The organism is Sphingomonas sp., assembly GCF_050725575.1.
Lineage (GTDB): Bacteria > Pseudomonadota > Alphaproteobacteria > Sphingomonadales > Sphingomonadaceae > Sphingomonas.
In genome coordinates, this window is record NZ_JBOHHW010000001.1 from 238,983 (window position 1) to 255,093 (window position 16,111).

The following is a 16,111-nucleotide window of genomic DNA, read 5'->3' on the forward strand; positions in this document are numbered from 1 at the left end:
CGGTTGCGCTGGATCGATCCGATGTCAACGTGTATATGTAATTTATCGACGATTTGTCGATAAATTGGAGAAAGCGATGAACGGCTGGCAGTTCTGGATCGATCGCGGCGGCACCTTCACCGATGTCGTCGCGCGCGCCCCGGACGGCACGCTGTCGACCGCCAAGCTGCTGAGCGAGAATCCCGAACGCTATCCCGACGCAGCGATCGCCGGGATCCGCTCGATCCTGGGCATCGCCCCGCACGAACCGCTGCCCGCCGACCGGATCGAGGCGGTGAAGATGGGAACCACGGTCGCGACCAATGCCCTGCTGGAGCGCAAAGGCGCACGCACGCTGCTGATCGTCGATCGCGGCTTTGCCGATTTGCTGATGATCGGCAATCAGGCACGTCCGCGTCTGTTCGATCTCGCCATTCATTTGCCTGAGCCGCTCTATGATGGCGTGGTCGAAGTCGGCGGGCGGATCGACGCCGAGGGACGGACCATCGTCCCGCTGGACGACGATGCGACTCTGGCAATGCTCGCCGACCGCCACGCCGAGGGCTTTGACGCGGTTGCGATCGCGCTCGTGCATGCCTGGGCCTATCCCGCGACCGAACAAAGGATCGCGGCACTGGCGCACGAGGCGGGATTCGCTCAGGTCTCGGCCAGCCATGCGGTAAGTCCCCTGACCGGGCTGGTGGCACGCGGGCGCACGACGGTGGTCGACGCCTATCTCTCGCCGGTGCTGCGTCATTATGTCGACCGCGTCGCCGACGCGCTTGGCCCGACGCCCCTGCACTTCATGCAGTCCAATGGCGGGCTCGCCGCGGCCCGCCAGTTCCAGGGCAAGGACGCGATCCTGTCCGGGCCGGCGGGCGGCGTGGTCGCCGCCGCCCGCACTGCCGAGGCAGCGGGCTTCCCGCAAGTGATCGGCTTCGACATGGGCGGCACCTCGACTGACGTCACGCTCTATGCCGGGACGTTCGAGCGTGTGTTCGATGCGGAGATTGCCGGCGTCGAGATGCGCGTCCCGATGATGGCGATCGAGACGGTCGCCGCCGGTGGCGGATCGATCCTCCGCTTCGACGGCAGCCGCTACCGCGCCGGACCGGACAGTGCCGGCGCCAATCCCGGGCCCGCCTGCTATCGCCGCGGCGGACCGCTCACCGTGACCGACGCGAATCTGATGGTCGGCAAGATCCAGGCCGGCCATTTCCCCGCGATCTTCGGCCCCGGCGGCGACCAGCCGCTCGACCATGCTGTCGTGACGGACCGCTTCACCGCGCTCGCGGAGGAGATCGCCGAGGCCACCGGCAAGACGCAGGATGCCCGCGCCGTGGCTGAAGGCTTCCTCACTGTCGCGGTCGCGAACATGGCCGCCGCGATCAAGCGCGTCGCACTCGAAAGGGGCGCCGATGTCACCGGTTTCGCGCTGCAATGTTTCGGCGGCGCGGGTGGCCAGCAAGCCTGCCGCGTCGCCGAAACGCTGGGAATGCGGACCGTGCTGATCCATCCCCTGGGCGGGGTTCTGTCCGCTTATGGCATGGGCCTCGCCGATCGCACGGCAATCCGGCAGCAATCGGTCGAGCGACTGTTGGTTGCGGCAATTGTGGGGCATCTTGAGGAGCTCGCCACGTCGCTCGGCAACGCGGCCGCCGGCGAATTGGGCGCTGCGGAATCCGGCGAGGGCGAGGTCGTCCGCACCACCGCTGTTCATTTGCGCTACGCCGGCACCAATATGGCGCTCGCCGTCGCACTGGCGGACGAAGCCGCCATGCACGAAGAGTTCGAGCGCGCCCATCGCACGCGCTACGGCTTTATCAGCCCCGGCCGGGCGATCACGGTCGAAAGCCTTGTGGTCGAGGCGGTGCGGCCCGGGCCCGCGATCAGCCTGCCGGCGCTTGCACCGCGCGACGGGGCGCTCCCGCCCCCGATTGACATCGTGTCGCTATGGACCGGAGGCGCGGAGCATGCCGCGCCGGTGCATGACCGCGCAGTGCTCCGCCCCGGCGACCGAATCGACGGACCGGCGCTGATCCGCGAAGCGATCGCCACAACCATGGTCGAGCCCGGCTGGCGTCTCGACATCGGCGCTCAGGGCGAATTGCTACTCACCCATGTCGCGGCAACGCCGCGCGCGGCGCATGACCCCGCTGTGGCCGACCCGATTCAGCTCGAGCTGTTCCACACCCAGTTCATGGGCATCGCCGAGCGGATGGGCGTGGTGCTGCGCAACACATCAAGCAGCGTGAACATGAAGGAGCGGCTGGATTTCTCCTGCGCGCTGTTTGACGCCCAAGGGCGGCTGATCGCCAATGCGCCGCATGTCCCGGTCCATCTCGGCGCAATGGGTGAGAGCGTGCGCACCGTGCTGACGAGCCGGGCCGCCACGCTCAGGCCGGGTGATGCGGTCGCGCTCAACAACCCGTTCAATGGCGGCACGCATTTGCCCGATGTGACCGTGATCTCGCCGGTGTTCGACGAGCATGGCGAGACCATCCGCTTCTTCGTCGCCAATCGCGGCCATCATGCCGATATCGGCGGCCTCACCCCCGGCTCGACCCCGCCCGATTCCCGCACGCTGGAGGAGGAAGGGGTCGTGATCGACGACTTCCTCCTCGTTCAGGGCGGCGACCTTCAGGAAGAGGCGTTTCTGGCACTGTTGCAGGACGCCCGCTTCCCCGCGCGCAGCCCCGAAACCAACCTTGCCGACATCAAGGCGCAGCTCGCCGCCAATGAGACCGGCATCACTGAACTGAGCGCGCTGATCGCGGCCCGGGGCTGGCCGATGGTCGAGGCCTATATGGGCCATATCATGGCCCATGCCGAAGAGAGCATCCGCCGTGTCATCACCAGATTGTCGGATGGCGTTTTCGACTATCCGATGGATGACGGAACGCCGCTGCGCGTGGCGGTCACGATCGATCATGCGGCACGTTCCGCGGTGATCGACTTCGCCGGCACCGGTCCGGCCAGCGCCGGCAATTTCAATGCCCCGCCCGCCGTGACCACTGCGGCGGTGCTCTATGCCTTTCGCTGCCTGGTCGGTGAGGAGCTTCCGCTCAATGAGGGATGCCTCGCTCCCCTCACCATCCGGCTTCCCCAGGACAGTTTCCTGTCGCCACCGCCCGGAAGCGCGGTGGTGGCCGGGAATACCGAAGTCAGCCAGGCGGTGTGCAATACACTGTTCGGCGCGCTTGGCGCGGCGTCGGCCTCACAGGGCACGATGAACAACTTCCTGTTCGGCAATGCCCGCCACCAATATTATGAAACGATCTGCGGCGGCGCAGGGGCCGGCCCCGGTTTTGCCGGCGCGTCGGCGGTCCATACGCATATGACCAACACGCGCATCACCGATCCGGAGATTCTCGAGATGCGCTATCCAGTGCGGCTCGACCGCTTCGCCATTCGGCGCGGCTCGGGCGGGGCCGGCAACTATCCTGGCGGCGACGGCGCCGAGCGTGCGGTCACGGCGCTCGAACCGCTGACGGCAACGATCGTCGCCTCGCGTCGTACCGTCGCCCCCTTCGGGCTCGCCGGCGGCAGCGCTGGCGCCATGGGCCAGCAATATGTCGACCGCGCCGATGGCCGCCGCGAACCGCTGGAGGGGCGCGACCAGGTCGAACTGCAGCCGGGCGATTGCTTCGTGATCCTCACCCCCGGCGGCGGTGGCTTTGGAGTAGCGCACGCCTGAATCGCCCCTGCCCGATATCATTGATATCACATTAAGTGATTGTCATATAATGATATTATCAAATTTCTGCGAAAAAAGATTTGGAACATCCGGTGTCCCATATCTCCCTCGCCTCTGCGAGCAGCCCCTGTCGCTTACGACGATTCAACGCTCACACCGGATCGGGCATGCCACTGCTTACCGGACTGATCCGGCACGCTCATTCCTGTCGTCGAAAACCGGATCGCCACAGCGATTGCCCAACGGCTGACGGAATCGCGGAAGCACTTGCCCGGTGTCATCACATGTGAGATCGATGTATAAGAATCCTGTACAGGACAAAATACACTGGGGAGAAAAATGATGGGCATGAACAGGCGCGACCTGCTGGGACTGGCCGTGATCGGAGGCGTGGCGGCGACCCTGCCCGCCCCGGCGATCGCCGGCGCGACGAAGACACCTGCGACGCTTGCGATCCGCAACAAGTCGGGCCGCGACTATGGCGCGGCGCTGGAGCGGTTGCGCGACTATGCCGCCGCCGAACTCGACGCGGTCGGCCTGCCCGGCATGACCATCAGCATCGTCGATGTCGAGGGGTTCACCGCCTCGCTCAGTGTCGGCTGGTCGGATGTCGACAAGCGCCTGCCGGTGACGCCCGATCAGCTTTTCCAGATCGGATCGATCAGCAAGTCGATCAGCGGGCTGTGGCTGCATGCGGCGCAGGACAAGGGACTGATCGATCTGTCCGCGCCGGTGTCGCGCTATCTCGCCGGCGTGCCGCTGCCTGCCCAGCCAATGACGGTGCACCAATTGCTCAACCATGCCGGCGGCCTCGCGCATGACGCACCGGTCTTTCCGCGCACCCCCGATGGAAAGCTGTGGACTGGCTTCAAGCCTGGCGCGCGCATGTCCTACAGCAATATCGGCTATGCGATGCTCGGGCTGATCATCGGCAAGGTGTCCGGAAAGCCGCATTTCCAGGCGCTCGAGGACGATGTCCTGAAACCGCTCGGCATGACCGGCGCCACCGCGCATATCCGCACCGCCGATCGCGGCCGCTATGCCACCGGCTATGTGCCGATCCGCGAGGATGGCGTGGTGATGAGCCGCGCCGCGCTGATCCCCGGACCATGGACTGAATCCGACAATGCCGCCGGCGCCGTCGCGGCCTCGGCCGACGGCATGGCGGGGTATCTGCGCTATGTGCTCGCGCTTGGCGCAGGCAAGGGCGGTCCGCTGATGTCCGATGCCGCGGCAAAGAAGATGCTCGCCGAGGATATCACCAGCAGTGAATTCGGGGCCGGCGCACGCTATGCCAGCGGCATTGCGACGGTGCAGATCGATGGCAAGCCCGCCCTGCATCATACCGGTGGCATGACGCTTTTCTCATCGGCCTTCCATGCCGATCCCGCAGCGGGCGTCGCCTGCTTCGCCAGCGTCAATGGGCGGCTGATCTCCTATCGCCCACGGCTGACCACAATCTACGCCATTCAGCTCATGCGTGCCGTCGTCGCGGGTACGGCTTTGCCGCCGCCGCCCGATCCGATCGCGTTCCGTCGCGTGCCGACGCCGGAACATTATGCCGGCACTTTTACCGGGCCTGATGGCCGCTCGGTCACGTTGCGCGCCACCGGTACCGGACTGGTGCTGGCGGACAGGAATGGAGTGGGCCGGGTCGAACTTGCCGGCAAGGACTCGCTCGCCACGGATCATCCGGGCTATGCCGCGCATCAGCTCGATTTCGACGGCGATAAGGCGGACCGCTTCTGGTGGGGCGACATCCTGTTCGGCCGTGGCGCGGCACTCCCGCAACCCGTCGCCGCCGCGGCGCTCAAGCCTCTGACCGGAGAATATAGCTCGAGCGACGGCACCTTCGTCGTCCTGGCGCGGGGCAGCGCGCTGGTTGCCGAGGGGGCGGGCGAGTTCGTCCGGCGACCTGGCGGCTTCTGGTCGCCCAAAGAGGATGCTGGCGGTGTCACGCGAGTCTGGTTCGACGGAGCGGTAAACGGCGTCCCGTCGCGGCTGATCTTCTGCGGCATGGATTTCACGCGAATCAGCTGAGGGCGCCTGCTTGCGATTGAGGGGGACCTGACCAATTAACTGCTGCTTTTTTGGCCATGGTTCTATAATAGGACATAAAGGGGACGCTGAGGTCAGCCGCAACCCCGAGAGGGAAGAGGATGGGGCAACCTATTTCGGGGCCGCCGGACGGCGATTCGGGTGCTGTGAAGCGCTTGATATCCATCGGCGTATCCGAGTCCAAGGACGATCGCATCGAGGCCAACCCAAGGTGGCGTTTCGATGAGGAGCGCATCGAGCAGCTGATTCAAGCGTTTTCCCGCGCGATCGGTCCGATCGTTTTTTTCGTGGCGCTGGGCGGCCTTATCTGGCTCGCGATCCGCTTTCTCTAGACCGGTTGACGCTACGGCAGCGGTTATGCTGCTTTGCGGTGCAATCGGGCACGTCCTGCAGCTTGTCATACATCCTGGCTTGGCTCAGCGAGCCTCTCTGAAAGCACGGATCGTCCCATAAGCGCCCGATCCGGCCGGACGGAGGGTTGCCCCGCATCGGCGGTTATGTTCCTGTTGCATTGCAGCAAGACCTTGGAAGCGGCGCCCGGTTTTCCTCTAACCGTGTGGGCGTCGTGGATACAGGCGGGACTAAGGGGTAGCGCGTGTCGAAAATTGACCTGGCAATCCATGGGTTTCCCAGCAGCCAGCCCTCGGCGGCCATGGTCTATCGCAATGCCCGCATCTGGCTTTGCATGGGACTGGTCGTGGCCGATTGCGTGGCGATCGCCGCCGGGTTCGCGGTCGGCGCCGGCGTCGCGCCGACGGGGACCGTTTTCCCGGACTTCTGGACCTCGCTGAGCGCGGCGCTGCTCGCCTATGTCATCGTCGCCTTCAACAACCAGGCCTATAATCCGCGCTGCCTGACCGGCAGCATCGTGACCAGCCGCAGCGCGATCGCCGCGATCGCGGGCACCTTGCTGGTCTTCTTCCTCGTGGTGTTTTCACTCAAGGCGACCAGCCAACTCTCGCGGTTGGCGCTGTCGGCCGGGATCGTCTCGGGCAGCGTGCTGCTGCTCGCGCAGCGCGTGCTGATCGCGCGGACGACGCGGAGCAAGTTCGGCGACAATCTGATGGCGGAGCTGATGATCGTCGATGGCGGAATGCCGCCGGCCGACTGTACCGGGATCGACCTGATCGACGCACAGCGCGCTGCGATCACCGCCAATCTCGACGATCCCTACATGCTCCACCGGCTTGGCACGATCCTGCGCGATTATGACCGGGTGATCATTTCCTGCCCGCCGGATCGCAAGGCGGACTGGGCGCAGATGCTGAAGGGCGCCAATATCCTGGGCGAGATCATCGTGCCGGAAATGGAGCCGCTCGCACCGCTGGCGGTGCAGAATTATCGCGGGTCGGCGACATTGGTGGTGGCGCGTGGGCCGCTGAACCTGGCCAATCGCGCCAAGAAGCGCCTGCTCGACATCGCCATCACCGTGCCGGTGCTGATCCTGTTGCTGCCGCTGATGATCGCGCTGGCAATCGCCATCCGGCTCGATTCACCCGGCCCGGTCTTCTTCCGCCAGGAGCGGATGGGGCGCGGCAACCGCATCTTCAGGATCCTGAAGTTCCGCAGCATGCGCGTGGAGCAGAGCGACCTGGCCGGCAATCGATCGGCGAGCCGCGACGATGACCGCATCACGCGCGTCGGCCGTTTCATCCGCAAGACCAGCATCGACGAATTGCCGCAGCTGATCAACGTCCTGCTCGGCGAGATGAGCCTGGTCGGCCCCCGCCCGCATGCGCTGGGATCGATGGCGGGCGACGAATTGTTCTGGCGCGTCGATCCGCAATATTGGCATCGCCACGCGCTGAAGCCGGGCATCACTGGCCTCGCGCAGATCCGCGGTTTCCGCGGCGCGACCGAGCATCGCGACGATATTCTCAACCGGCTCGAAGCCGATCTTGAATATCTCCATGGCTGGAGCCTGTTGCGGGACATCGCCATTCTGGTGATCACGGCGCAGGTCGTGGTCCACAAGAATGCCTATTAAGGGCATACCGATGCAGGCCCTGATACCAGGTTTGCGACCAGCCGTGGCGTCGCGCACCCTTCCGATAACTTCGCGTAAACCATTTGTAGCGCAGGGAAACCGCCACAATTGGACCAGCGGGAAGGTTGCAGGTGGCGGACAGGAACGGGGTTTTGAGGAAGCAGGCCGGGGTGTCTGCCAAGCCGACCGGCGCCGTGGACGAACGGCGCGCGCGCGCACCTCAAGCGGTCGACGGTATAACCGAGCGCGGGATTCAGTTGGTGTCCCGCTGGGCCGGGATCGTGGTGTTTGCCGCGGCGTTGGCCGGAATCGGCTATTTGATCTTCTGACCGCGCGCTGCGGCCGGCAGCAATCCGCCCTCAATATCGATCGTCTCGCGCGATTGCCGTTTCGGCGCCGGCGCCGGTTGCCGATGGCGATGCAGCGAGCCGTGCCATTGATACGACCAACCGCCCGAGCGGCGGTGTGTTTCGCCAAACAAACCGTCTAGCATGACTTTATTGCTGCAATGCAATAAGGGTAAAAGCGTTTGTATAGCTCTGTACTTTCCAGGTTTAGGGCTAATTATTTTGCACCTGCGAAAGGTGCGAGGCCTCGAACTCATAGCGCCGTGGCGGCCGCCATTGGCAGCGTGATTGCCTGTGCCGGAGTGACGTCTCCGGCGCATGCGGATGATGACGACAGTCGCGCCAAGACACTTGGGCTGCACATCGTGCCGTCGATCGACATCAGTTATGAAGACAATATCTACCGCGTTGACCGGCGGGTGGAGGATCCGATCGGCGATGTGATCGTCTCGCCCTCGATCGAGGCCCAGTTCGACAAGGCGATCGGGCGCCATGACCTCAATCTGCGCGCGCTGCTTGGCTATGACCAGTTCGTGTCGCAATCGCAGCGCAGCAAGCCGCGGATCGAAGCCGGCGCGACGGGCGCTTTCCGGTTCGGGACGGCCTGTTCGATCACGCCGGCCGCATCCTATCGCCAGCAGCGCGCGGATTATGGCGACATCAATCGCGCGACCGAGAATCTGCAGCATTTCTCTACCGTGTCCGCCGATCTCAGCTGCGACCGCACCGCCGGATTCTATCCATTGGCGCGCTATCGGCGCGACACCACGCGCAATGCCGACGCGTTCGATTATGCCGATCAGACCAGCGACACCTATCGTGCCGGGCTGGGCTATCGGCGGCCCAGTCTTGGCGCGATCAGTCTCTATTATGAGCATGTGACGAGCGACCGCGGTGCGCTGGGCATCAGCAACAGGAGCAATGCGGCGGGCGTGACGTTCCAGCGCGCGGTGTCGCCACTGACCTCGATCGATGTCGATCTGCGCTGGCTCGACGTGTCGAGCAGCTCGGCCGTGATCGGGCGTTATCGCGGGCCGGGCTGGACGGTCAGCGCGTCGACATCGATCATTCCGCGAGTCAAGATCACCGGCTTTACCGAGCGCGCAATCGTCAATGACAGCCTGATTGCCAGCGGGTTCGCGATCCGCTCAAGCTATCGGCTGACCGGCGAAATCGGCCTGAGCGAACTGACCTCGATCAGCGTGTTCAGCGAGCTCGAGCGGCGCCGGTTCCGCCAGGACGCCGCCCTCAGGCCATTCAGTTACACAGCGGACCGCACCAACGAGTTCGGCGCCGCGCTGCGCCGCAAGCTCAGCGAGCGGACCGAGTTGCAGTTCGTCGCGAGCCGATATGATCGCCGCACCGACAGCAGCGTCGCCAATTATCGCGGCATCCGGCTGACGCTGGGCGCGACAGCGAGGTTTTGAACATGACGGGAGTTTCTCTGATGGCAAAAAGGACCATCTGGCGACTTGTCCTGCCGCTCGCCATGGTGCCCGGCACCGCCCTGGCGCAGACAAGCGGGACAATTGCGCCCAGTGCGACGGCCCCTGCCCTGTCCGCCGGTCAGGCTCAGGCCGATCGCGGTTATCTGCTCGGCCCGGACGACGAGATCAAGATTTCGGTGTATAATCAGGCCGATCTGTCGGTGACCACCCGGGTCAAGACCGACGGCACGGTGATCCTCGCCTTTCTCGGCGCTGTCCCGGCGACAGGCAAGACGACCGCGCAGCTCGCCGCGGAACTGGCCGCCGCCTATGCCAAGGGCGGCTATCTCATCAACCCGTCGATCAATGTCGAGGTCAGCCAGTTCGTCAGCCGGTTCGTGACCGTGCTCGGCAACGTGCCGCAAGCCGGCAATTACCCGCTCGACCGATCCTATACGCTGGCATCGATGCTGGCCAAGGCGGGCGGCGCGACCACCAATGGTGCGAATGCGGTCATATTGACGCCGGCGGACGGCAGCGGCGCGGTGCGCATCTCGCTGGTCGAAATGGGTCCGGGCGCCAACCGTCAGCTGATGCCGGGCGACATCCTGTTCGTCCCGCCGGCCGAGAAAGTTTATGTCTACGGCCAGGTGCAGCAAGCCGGCGCATTCACCTTTGTCCCGGGACAAACATTCCGCCAGGCGCTGGCGCTGGCCGGCGGGCCGACGCTCGCCGGGTCGACGCGGCGGATCAAGGTACGACGCGGCGGCAAGGAACTGGAGACCGTTACGCTCGACGATCCAGTTCAGCCGGAAGACGTGCTGATCATCCGCGAAAAGCTGTTTTGATCATGTCCGGGCGCTATTCCACCATGAACCAGGCATCGGCTGACCGCCGGGGCGGCGGGCGCCTGTCAGTGCTGATCCGGTCGGTCTTCACCTGGATCGCCGGCAGACCGGCGCAGCGCCGTATTCCCGGGCCGGTCGATGATAGTTCCCCACCCGCTTGGGCCAGCACTCGGGATGACTGGGCAGAGGCGCCGCTGTCGATGGGCGCGGCGTCGCCAAACCCTCGCGTGCTGCGGCGCGGGGCGATCTTCTCCGCCTTCAACGCTGCGCTGCCGGTCACCGATCGGCATGGCCTGGCCGGGCGCAGCGTCGAACTCGACCGGCTGATCGAGGCAGTCGTACGGCAGCACAAGCATGCGATCATCTTCGGCGCGCGTGGGTCGGGCAAGACATCTTTGGTCCGGGTGTTCGGCGACCTGGCCGATGAGGCCGGCTGCGTCGCGCTCTATGCCTCGGCGAGCAGCGACGCGTCGTTCGAGGATCTTTTTCGCCCGTTCCTCGCCGAATTGCCGATCGGCGCCAGCGGCAAGACGCAGGCCGATCGGCTGGCGGTGGGCGGGTTCGATGTCGCGCAATTCGCCAATCTGCTGGTCGCGGAGATTCGTCCCCGCACATTGCTGATCATCGACGAATTCGACCGGATCGAGTCGGCCAAGGTGAAGCAGGATGTCGCCGCGCTGCTCAAGCTGCTGACCGACATATTGTCGCCGGTGCAGATCGTGCTGGTCGGCATTGCCGGCGATGTCGAGGGATTGATCGCAGCGCACCCATCGCTGCGCCGCCACCTGACCACGCAACAGGTCAAGCCGATCGCGGGCGAGGAGTTGGCCGCGCTGCTGCACGGATGCGCCAACCAGGTCGGGCTGTCGGTCGGCGCGACCGCGATGGACTCGATCGTCGCCGCGGCCATGGGGTCACCCTATCATGCGCGTCTGTTCGGTATGCACGCGGCGCTGGCCGCGGACGCCGCCGGGCATGACGAGATCGGCGACGCGGACGCAACCGCCGGCCTCGCCAACAGCCTGAGCGAATGGGCCGATGTTGCCGGCAATACCCATGAGGTTTTCGCCCATGCGCTCGATACGCATGACGATGCCCGCCGCATGGTGGCGCTTGCCGGGGTGGTCGCCGCGCAATTGTCGGTCGTCTCGGCCGACCGCCTGACTGCAATTGGCACCGATCTGTTCGGTTCCGAAGACGAAGCACGGCGGGCGGCGACGGAGGCACTGGCGCGGCTCGATCCGGCGCTGAGTGCGGTCACGGGCGGGCGGGATCATCAGTTCGAGGATTCACTCGCACCGCAGTTCCTGGTGCTGATGGCGAAGAATGCGGTGGCCAGACCGGCCGCCGGCACGCCGAACCGCAGTGCCGAAATGAGATCACTGCTTCAGGGAGTAGCAGGGCTATGACCATCAATGCCGGCGATATGATCGCAGCGCTGAAGGCGCGCTGGCTGCTGCTGGCGACAGTGTGCGGCGTGGTTTTCCTGGCTGTGGCGGTGGCCGCGATGATCCAGCCGCGAACCTATCTCGCGACCTCGTCGCTGCTGCTCGATCTCTCGCAGACCGATCCGACCGACAATAATCAGCAGCAACAGGCCAGGATCGACACCGACAGCGTTATCGCGACGCAGACCGATGTGATCCGCAGCGCCAAGGTCACCAATGCGATCGCGCGCGAAGTCGGCTTCGTCGCCGCGACGCCGGCCGATCTGTCGCCCGAAGCACGCCTGCAACAGGCTGCGGCACGAGTCCGCGCCGGGCTCAGCGTCACCACCGGGCGCCAGAGCAACGTCCTCCAGCTGCAGTTCCTCGATGCCGATCCGGCCACCGCGGCGCGCGTCGCCAATCTCGCGGCGAAAATCTATATGCGCGAGCAGGTCGAGCTGCGCGCCTCACCCGCCCGCGGTTCGGCGCAATGGTTCGATTCACGAACCGCCGATGTGCGGCAACGCTATGAGATAGCGCAGAAGCGGCTGTCCGATTTCCAGCGCGCCAACGGCATCATCGGTGTCGACCGCATGGATCTCGAGGGCGAGAAGATCAAGAATCTGTCGGTCCAGCTGGTCCAGGCGCAGGCCGACGCCGCAGCTGCGCAGTCGAAATCCGGTTCAGCCAAAGTGTCGGAAGTCGCCAGCTCGGTGGTGGTGCAAAGCCTTGAGGAAGAAGTGGCCAAGGCGTCCGCCCATGTGTCGGAACTGGCCAAGACACTTGGCCCCAACCATCCGCAAATGACCGCGGCGCTGGCGCTGCAGCGCGAGCTGGAGACCAAGCTGGGCTCTGCCCGCAATACCCAGGCGCAGTCGATGACCGCGAACAGCGTCGCCGCCTCACGGCGCGAAGCCGATCTGAAATCGCGCATGGCGCAACAGGAAGGCCGGATGATCCGCATGTCGAGCGTGCAGGATCAGTTGATGATCCTGCAGCGCGATGTCGATGCGACACGCCAGACCTACGACACGGTGCGGCAGCGCTTCAACGAAGCGGCGCTGAAGAGCCAGATATCGCAGCCCAATGCCGGCCTGCTCGACGAGGCATCGGTGCCGCTGCTGCCGGCACGGCCCAATATTCCGCTCTGGCTCGTCGCAGGGCTGGCGCTGGGGCTGATGATGGGCGTCGCGGTGGTGGTCATAGCCGAAATCCTAAAACCACGGGTTCGCTCGGCGACCGGTCTTGAGCGGGCGACCGAGGTCGACGTGATCGCCGACCTGTCACCAGTCCATCGATCACGCACGTCATGGTTCGCACATCGGCAGGAGGCAGCATGAGATTACGCTCCACCGCGGGCGTCAGCCCCGAACGGGCCGGTAGGACCGCCTTCGCCCCGCGATCGCGCAAGCGCGACGATCGGGCGACGGAGGAGCTCGCCCGCGATCGCCTGCCCGAGGAGACTCGCGCCGCGATCACCGAGCATCAGCGCCAGACCGGATTGTCATTCGCCGACGCAGCGATCGCGCTCGGCAAGCTCGATAGCGACACGCTCGATCAGCTCATTGCGGAACAGGCGGGTCTCAGCCTGCTCTCACCAACCGACACGCGGATCGATCCGCTGGTCGTGGCCGCGTTCGACCCGACCGACTCCTATGCCACCAAGGCGCGCGCGGTCCGCGCGCGGCTGCTTGCGACCTGCGGCGGCCGCAGCGACACGCGCCGGTTGCGACTCGCGATCGTGTCGGCCGATGCCGGTGATGAAGCGGCGATTTTCGCTGCCAACCTAGCGGTCATCTTCGCGCAACTCGACGGCCAGATGCTGATCGTCGATGTGGATATCGAACGGCCCTCGCTCGATCGCCTGTTCCGCATGCCCAATCAGGTCGGGCTGGCGGAGCAACTCGCCGGGCGCACCAGCCTGTTGCCGGTCGCGCGGACTGCGATCGACCAGCTCTGGCTGATGACGACCGGACAGGCGAGCGGCAGCGCGATCGGCCTGGTCGAGCGTGGCGCGCTGGTCGACACGGCCAATGGCTGGCCGCTGCCTGACGCGGCGATGCTGTTCTATCTGGCCGAACGCCGCGGCGAACATACCCCGTTCGGCAGCATCCTGGCCGGGTTCGATGCGGTCGTGATCGTCGCGCGGCGCGGCGCGACGGCGGTCGCCGACATGCGCCGGATCATCGATGATCTCGATCGCAACAAGGTGCCGATTGCCGGGACGATCCTCGCATGACGGCCGATCGTCTCGCGGGAAGCCCGAGCGCCCGATATGACGGCGCCGACCGTGGCGGACCGGGTCAGGCCGGCACGCCAGCCGAAACCGTGCGCGTCGGTGGCGTGCCCGTCTCGACGCTGTCGCTCGATGCGCTGATCGAGCGCATGCTGGTCGATGCACCGGTCCGGCGCGTTTCGGGCCGGCATACCTGGCTGGTGTTCGATTGCAATGGCCATGGGCTGTCGCTGAATGCATCGGACCCGAAGTTCCGATCCGATCTTGCCAAGGCCGACCTGGTCCATGCCGACGGCCAGGTGATCGTCGCCGCGTCGCGCTGGCTGGGGGCAGCACCGATTGCCGACCGGTCGAGCACCACGGACATGTTCATCGACAGCCTGCCGCGCGCTGCCGCAGCGGGGGTCCGCTATTATCTGCTGGGCGGTACGGAAGAGGTGAACGCGCAGTGCGCGACCCTCATCACCGGCACCACACCGGGCCTGGAGCTGGCCGGTCGCCGCAACGGATTCTGGCGGCGCGAGGATGAGGAGCAGGTGATTGCCGAGATAAATGCGTCGGCCCCCGACGTATTGTGGGTCGGCACCGGCAAGCCGCGCGAGCAGGATTTTTGCGTTCGCAATCGCGATCGGCTGAAGGTCGGCTGGATCGTCACCTGTGGCGGCCTGTTCAACTATGTGACGGGTGATTATCCGCGCGCACCGCGCTGGATGCAGCAGGCCGGCCTCGAATGGCTGCACCGCATGGCGACCAACCCGCGGCATCTCGCCTGGCGCTACATCACCACCAATCCCCATGCATTGTGGCTGATCTGGAAGCACCGCCGTGATTGAGGGACAGGCCGTGGTGGCGGCGCCGAGCCGGTGGCGTGGCGTGGGCCGGTTCGGCCTGGCGAGCGTGTCGTCGGCGGGGGTCTCGATCAGCCATTTGCTGATTCAGCTCGTGTCGATCCACCATCTCGATGCTATCGGCATCGGCACGCTCGCCTTTCTGCTGGTCGTCATCCAGTTCGGCTACAGCCTGTCCAACGCGCTGGTCTCGACGCCCTACACCATCGCCTTCAACCAGGCCGAGGACGCGAATCCGGCGGCGCTGGACTTCTTCTTTCCGGTCAACCTGCTCCTGTCGCTCGCGCAAGGAGTGGTCTGTGCAGCGATCGCCTGGATCATGGTCGGCCCGCTCGCCGCCGCGGCATTCGGTATCGCCGGGGTGCTACAGCTGCTGCGCTGGTTCGGGCGCTCGAATGCCTATGCGCATCACCAGCCGATCGGCGCCGCGCGTTCGGATGTGATCTACGCCGTGACAGTCGTGGCCGGCCTCGCCGCCGGGCTGGTGCTGGGGGTGAGCGTGCCGGGGATCGGTCTGATCGTCGCCGTCGCCGCGCTGGCCGGGCTGCTGCCGTTCGGCGCCCGGTTCGTGCGGCGCCACACCCCGTCCGGTCTCGGCCGCGCCTTTGCCGCCTATCGGCCGGTCTGGCGCGACCAGTCAGCCTGGACGCTGATTGGCGTGATCACCACCGAGGCGACCTCCAATGCGCACAGCTATATCGTCACGTTGATGGCGGGGCCGCGCGCATTCGCACCGATCGCGGTCGGCATGCTGTTCTTTCGACCGGTCAATGTCTGCATTACCGCACTGACTCAGCTCGAGCGGCCACGCATGACCCGCGCCGTCGCGCGCGGCGATCAGCGCTCCGCGATTCAGGCCGAGCGGGTGTTCATGGCGGCGCTGGTCGCGATCTGGCTCGTCACCGCTGCCGCGGTCGCGGTGGTGCTGTGGCGCTTTCCGACGGTCATCATCAGCCCAACGCTCGATCAGCGCACGGTGGCGCTCGCGGTGATGTTCTGCGCGCTCCTGTCGCTGGTTCAGTGCATCCAGGCGCCAATGAGCGTCCTGGCACAGGCCCGCCGTATGTTCCGCCCGCTCGCGGCGGCCAGCGCCTATAGCTGCGTGGTCGGCGTGGTCGGCGTGACGGCGATCACCCTCACCATCGCCCCGGTATTCTCGGTGGCGGGCGTCGTCGTCGCGCAACTGGTGATGATGGCCGGCATCTATCGGCTCGACCGGCGCTGGCAGCGCCAGACCGCCAGCGTTGGGGATTGAGC

12 protein-coding genes are annotated in these 16,111 nt (G+C 65.7%); all 12 read left to right on the forward strand.

Features of this window, described 5'->3' with window-relative positions; translation table 11 throughout:
• The first annotated feature begins 76 nt into the window (after nt 1–76).
• Entirely contained in the window at nt 77–3,676 is a 3,600-nt protein-coding gene (locus ACRECS_RS00945) for a hydantoinase B/oxoprolinase family protein (RefSeq protein ID WP_431581079.1), read from the forward strand.
• A 342-nt stretch (nt 3,677–4,018) separates the two neighbouring features.
• Nucleotides 4,019–5,716 (forward strand): serine hydrolase domain-containing protein, encoded by a 1,698-nt coding sequence (locus tag ACRECS_RS00950; protein ID WP_431581080.1) that lies wholly within the window; start codon nt 4,019–4,021, stop codon nt 5,714–5,716.
• Between the two features lie 119 nt (nt 5,717–5,835).
• Nucleotides 5,836–6,066: a hypothetical protein gene (locus ACRECS_RS00955; RefSeq protein ID WP_431581081.1), complete on the forward strand. Its 231-nt coding sequence runs from the start codon at nt 5,836–5,838 to the stop codon at nt 6,064–6,066.
• A 263-nt stretch (nt 6,067–6,329) separates the two neighbouring features.
• A complete protein-coding gene (locus ACRECS_RS00960; protein WP_431581082.1) occupies nt 6,330–7,721 on the forward strand; it encodes an exopolysaccharide biosynthesis polyprenyl glycosylphosphotransferase in 1,392 nt (463 codons plus the stop codon).
• 152 nt (nt 7,722–7,873) lie between these two features.
• The gene (locus ACRECS_RS00965) at nt 7,874–8,050 is read left to right on the forward strand and encodes a hypothetical protein (protein WP_431581083.1); all 177 of its coding nucleotides are present in this window, start codon (nt 7,874–7,876) and stop codon (nt 8,048–8,050) included.
• A gap of 281 nt (nt 8,051–8,331) precedes the next feature.
• Nucleotides 8,332–9,495 (forward strand): hypothetical protein, encoded by a 1,164-nt coding sequence (locus tag ACRECS_RS00970; RefSeq protein WP_431581084.1) that lies wholly within the window; start codon nt 8,332–8,334, stop codon nt 9,493–9,495.
• A 20-nt stretch (nt 9,496–9,515) separates the two neighbouring features.
• On the forward strand, nt 9,516–10,343 hold the full coding sequence (locus ACRECS_RS00975) for a polysaccharide biosynthesis/export family protein (RefSeq protein WP_431581085.1): 828 nt from the start codon (nt 9,516–9,518) through the stop codon (nt 10,341–10,343).
• Nucleotides 10,344–10,345: 2 nt separating this feature from the next.
• Nucleotides 10,346–11,752: an ATP-binding protein gene (locus ACRECS_RS00980; RefSeq protein ID WP_431581086.1), complete on the forward strand. Its 1,407-nt coding sequence runs from the start codon at nt 10,346–10,348 to the stop codon at nt 11,750–11,752.
• Nucleotides 11,749–13,110: a GNVR domain-containing protein gene (locus tag ACRECS_RS00985; RefSeq protein WP_431581087.1), complete on the forward strand. Its 1,362-nt coding sequence runs from the start codon at nt 11,749–11,751 to the stop codon at nt 13,108–13,110. Before ACRECS_RS00980 ends, ACRECS_RS00985 begins: the two co-directional genes overlap by 4 nt.
• Nucleotides 13,107–14,009, forward strand: a complete 903-nt coding sequence (locus ACRECS_RS00990; RefSeq protein ID WP_431581088.1) for a capsular biosynthesis protein — start codon at nt 13,107–13,109, stop codon at nt 14,007–14,009. The genes ACRECS_RS00985 and ACRECS_RS00990 overlap by 4 nt, the downstream gene beginning before the upstream one ends.
• Nucleotides 14,006–14,839: a WecB/TagA/CpsF family glycosyltransferase gene (locus ACRECS_RS00995; RefSeq protein ID WP_431581089.1), complete on the forward strand. Its 834-nt coding sequence runs from the start codon at nt 14,006–14,008 to the stop codon at nt 14,837–14,839. Before ACRECS_RS00990 ends, ACRECS_RS00995 begins: the two co-directional genes overlap by 4 nt.
• Nucleotides 14,832–16,109: a polysaccharide biosynthesis protein gene (locus ACRECS_RS01000; RefSeq protein WP_431581090.1), complete on the forward strand. Its 1,278-nt coding sequence runs from the start codon at nt 14,832–14,834 to the stop codon at nt 16,107–16,109. Before ACRECS_RS00995 ends, ACRECS_RS01000 begins: the two co-directional genes overlap by 8 nt.
• Nucleotides 16,110–16,111: the final 2 nt, after the last annotated feature.

Excerpts from the sequence above, each read along its gene's own strand:
- ACRECS_RS00945 (WP_431581079.1), top strand. The coding sequence starts at position 77 with ATGAACGGCTGGCAGTTCTGGATCGATCGCGGCGGCACCTTCACCGAT.
- ACRECS_RS00950 (WP_431581080.1), top strand. The coding sequence starts at position 4,019 with ATGGGCATGAACAGGCGCGACCTGCTGGGACTGGCCGTGATCGGAGGC.
- ACRECS_RS00955 (WP_431581081.1), top strand. The coding sequence starts at position 5,836 with ATGGGGCAACCTATTTCGGGGCCGCCGGACGGCGATTCGGGTGCTGTG.
- ACRECS_RS00975 (WP_431581085.1), top strand. The coding sequence starts at position 9,516 with ATGGCAAAAAGGACCATCTGGCGACTTGTCCTGCCGCTCGCCATGGTG.
- ACRECS_RS00980 (WP_431581086.1), top strand. The coding sequence starts at position 10,346 with ATGTCCGGGCGCTATTCCACCATGAACCAGGCATCGGCTGACCGCCGG.
- ACRECS_RS00985 (WP_431581087.1), top strand. The coding sequence starts at position 11,749 with ATGACCATCAATGCCGGCGATATGATCGCAGCGCTGAAGGCGCGCTGG.
- ACRECS_RS00990 (WP_431581088.1), top strand. The coding sequence starts at position 13,107 with ATGAGATTACGCTCCACCGCGGGCGTCAGCCCCGAACGGGCCGGTAGG.
- ACRECS_RS00995 (WP_431581089.1), top strand. The coding sequence starts at position 14,006 with ATGACGGCCGATCGTCTCGCGGGAAGCCCGAGCGCCCGATATGACGGC.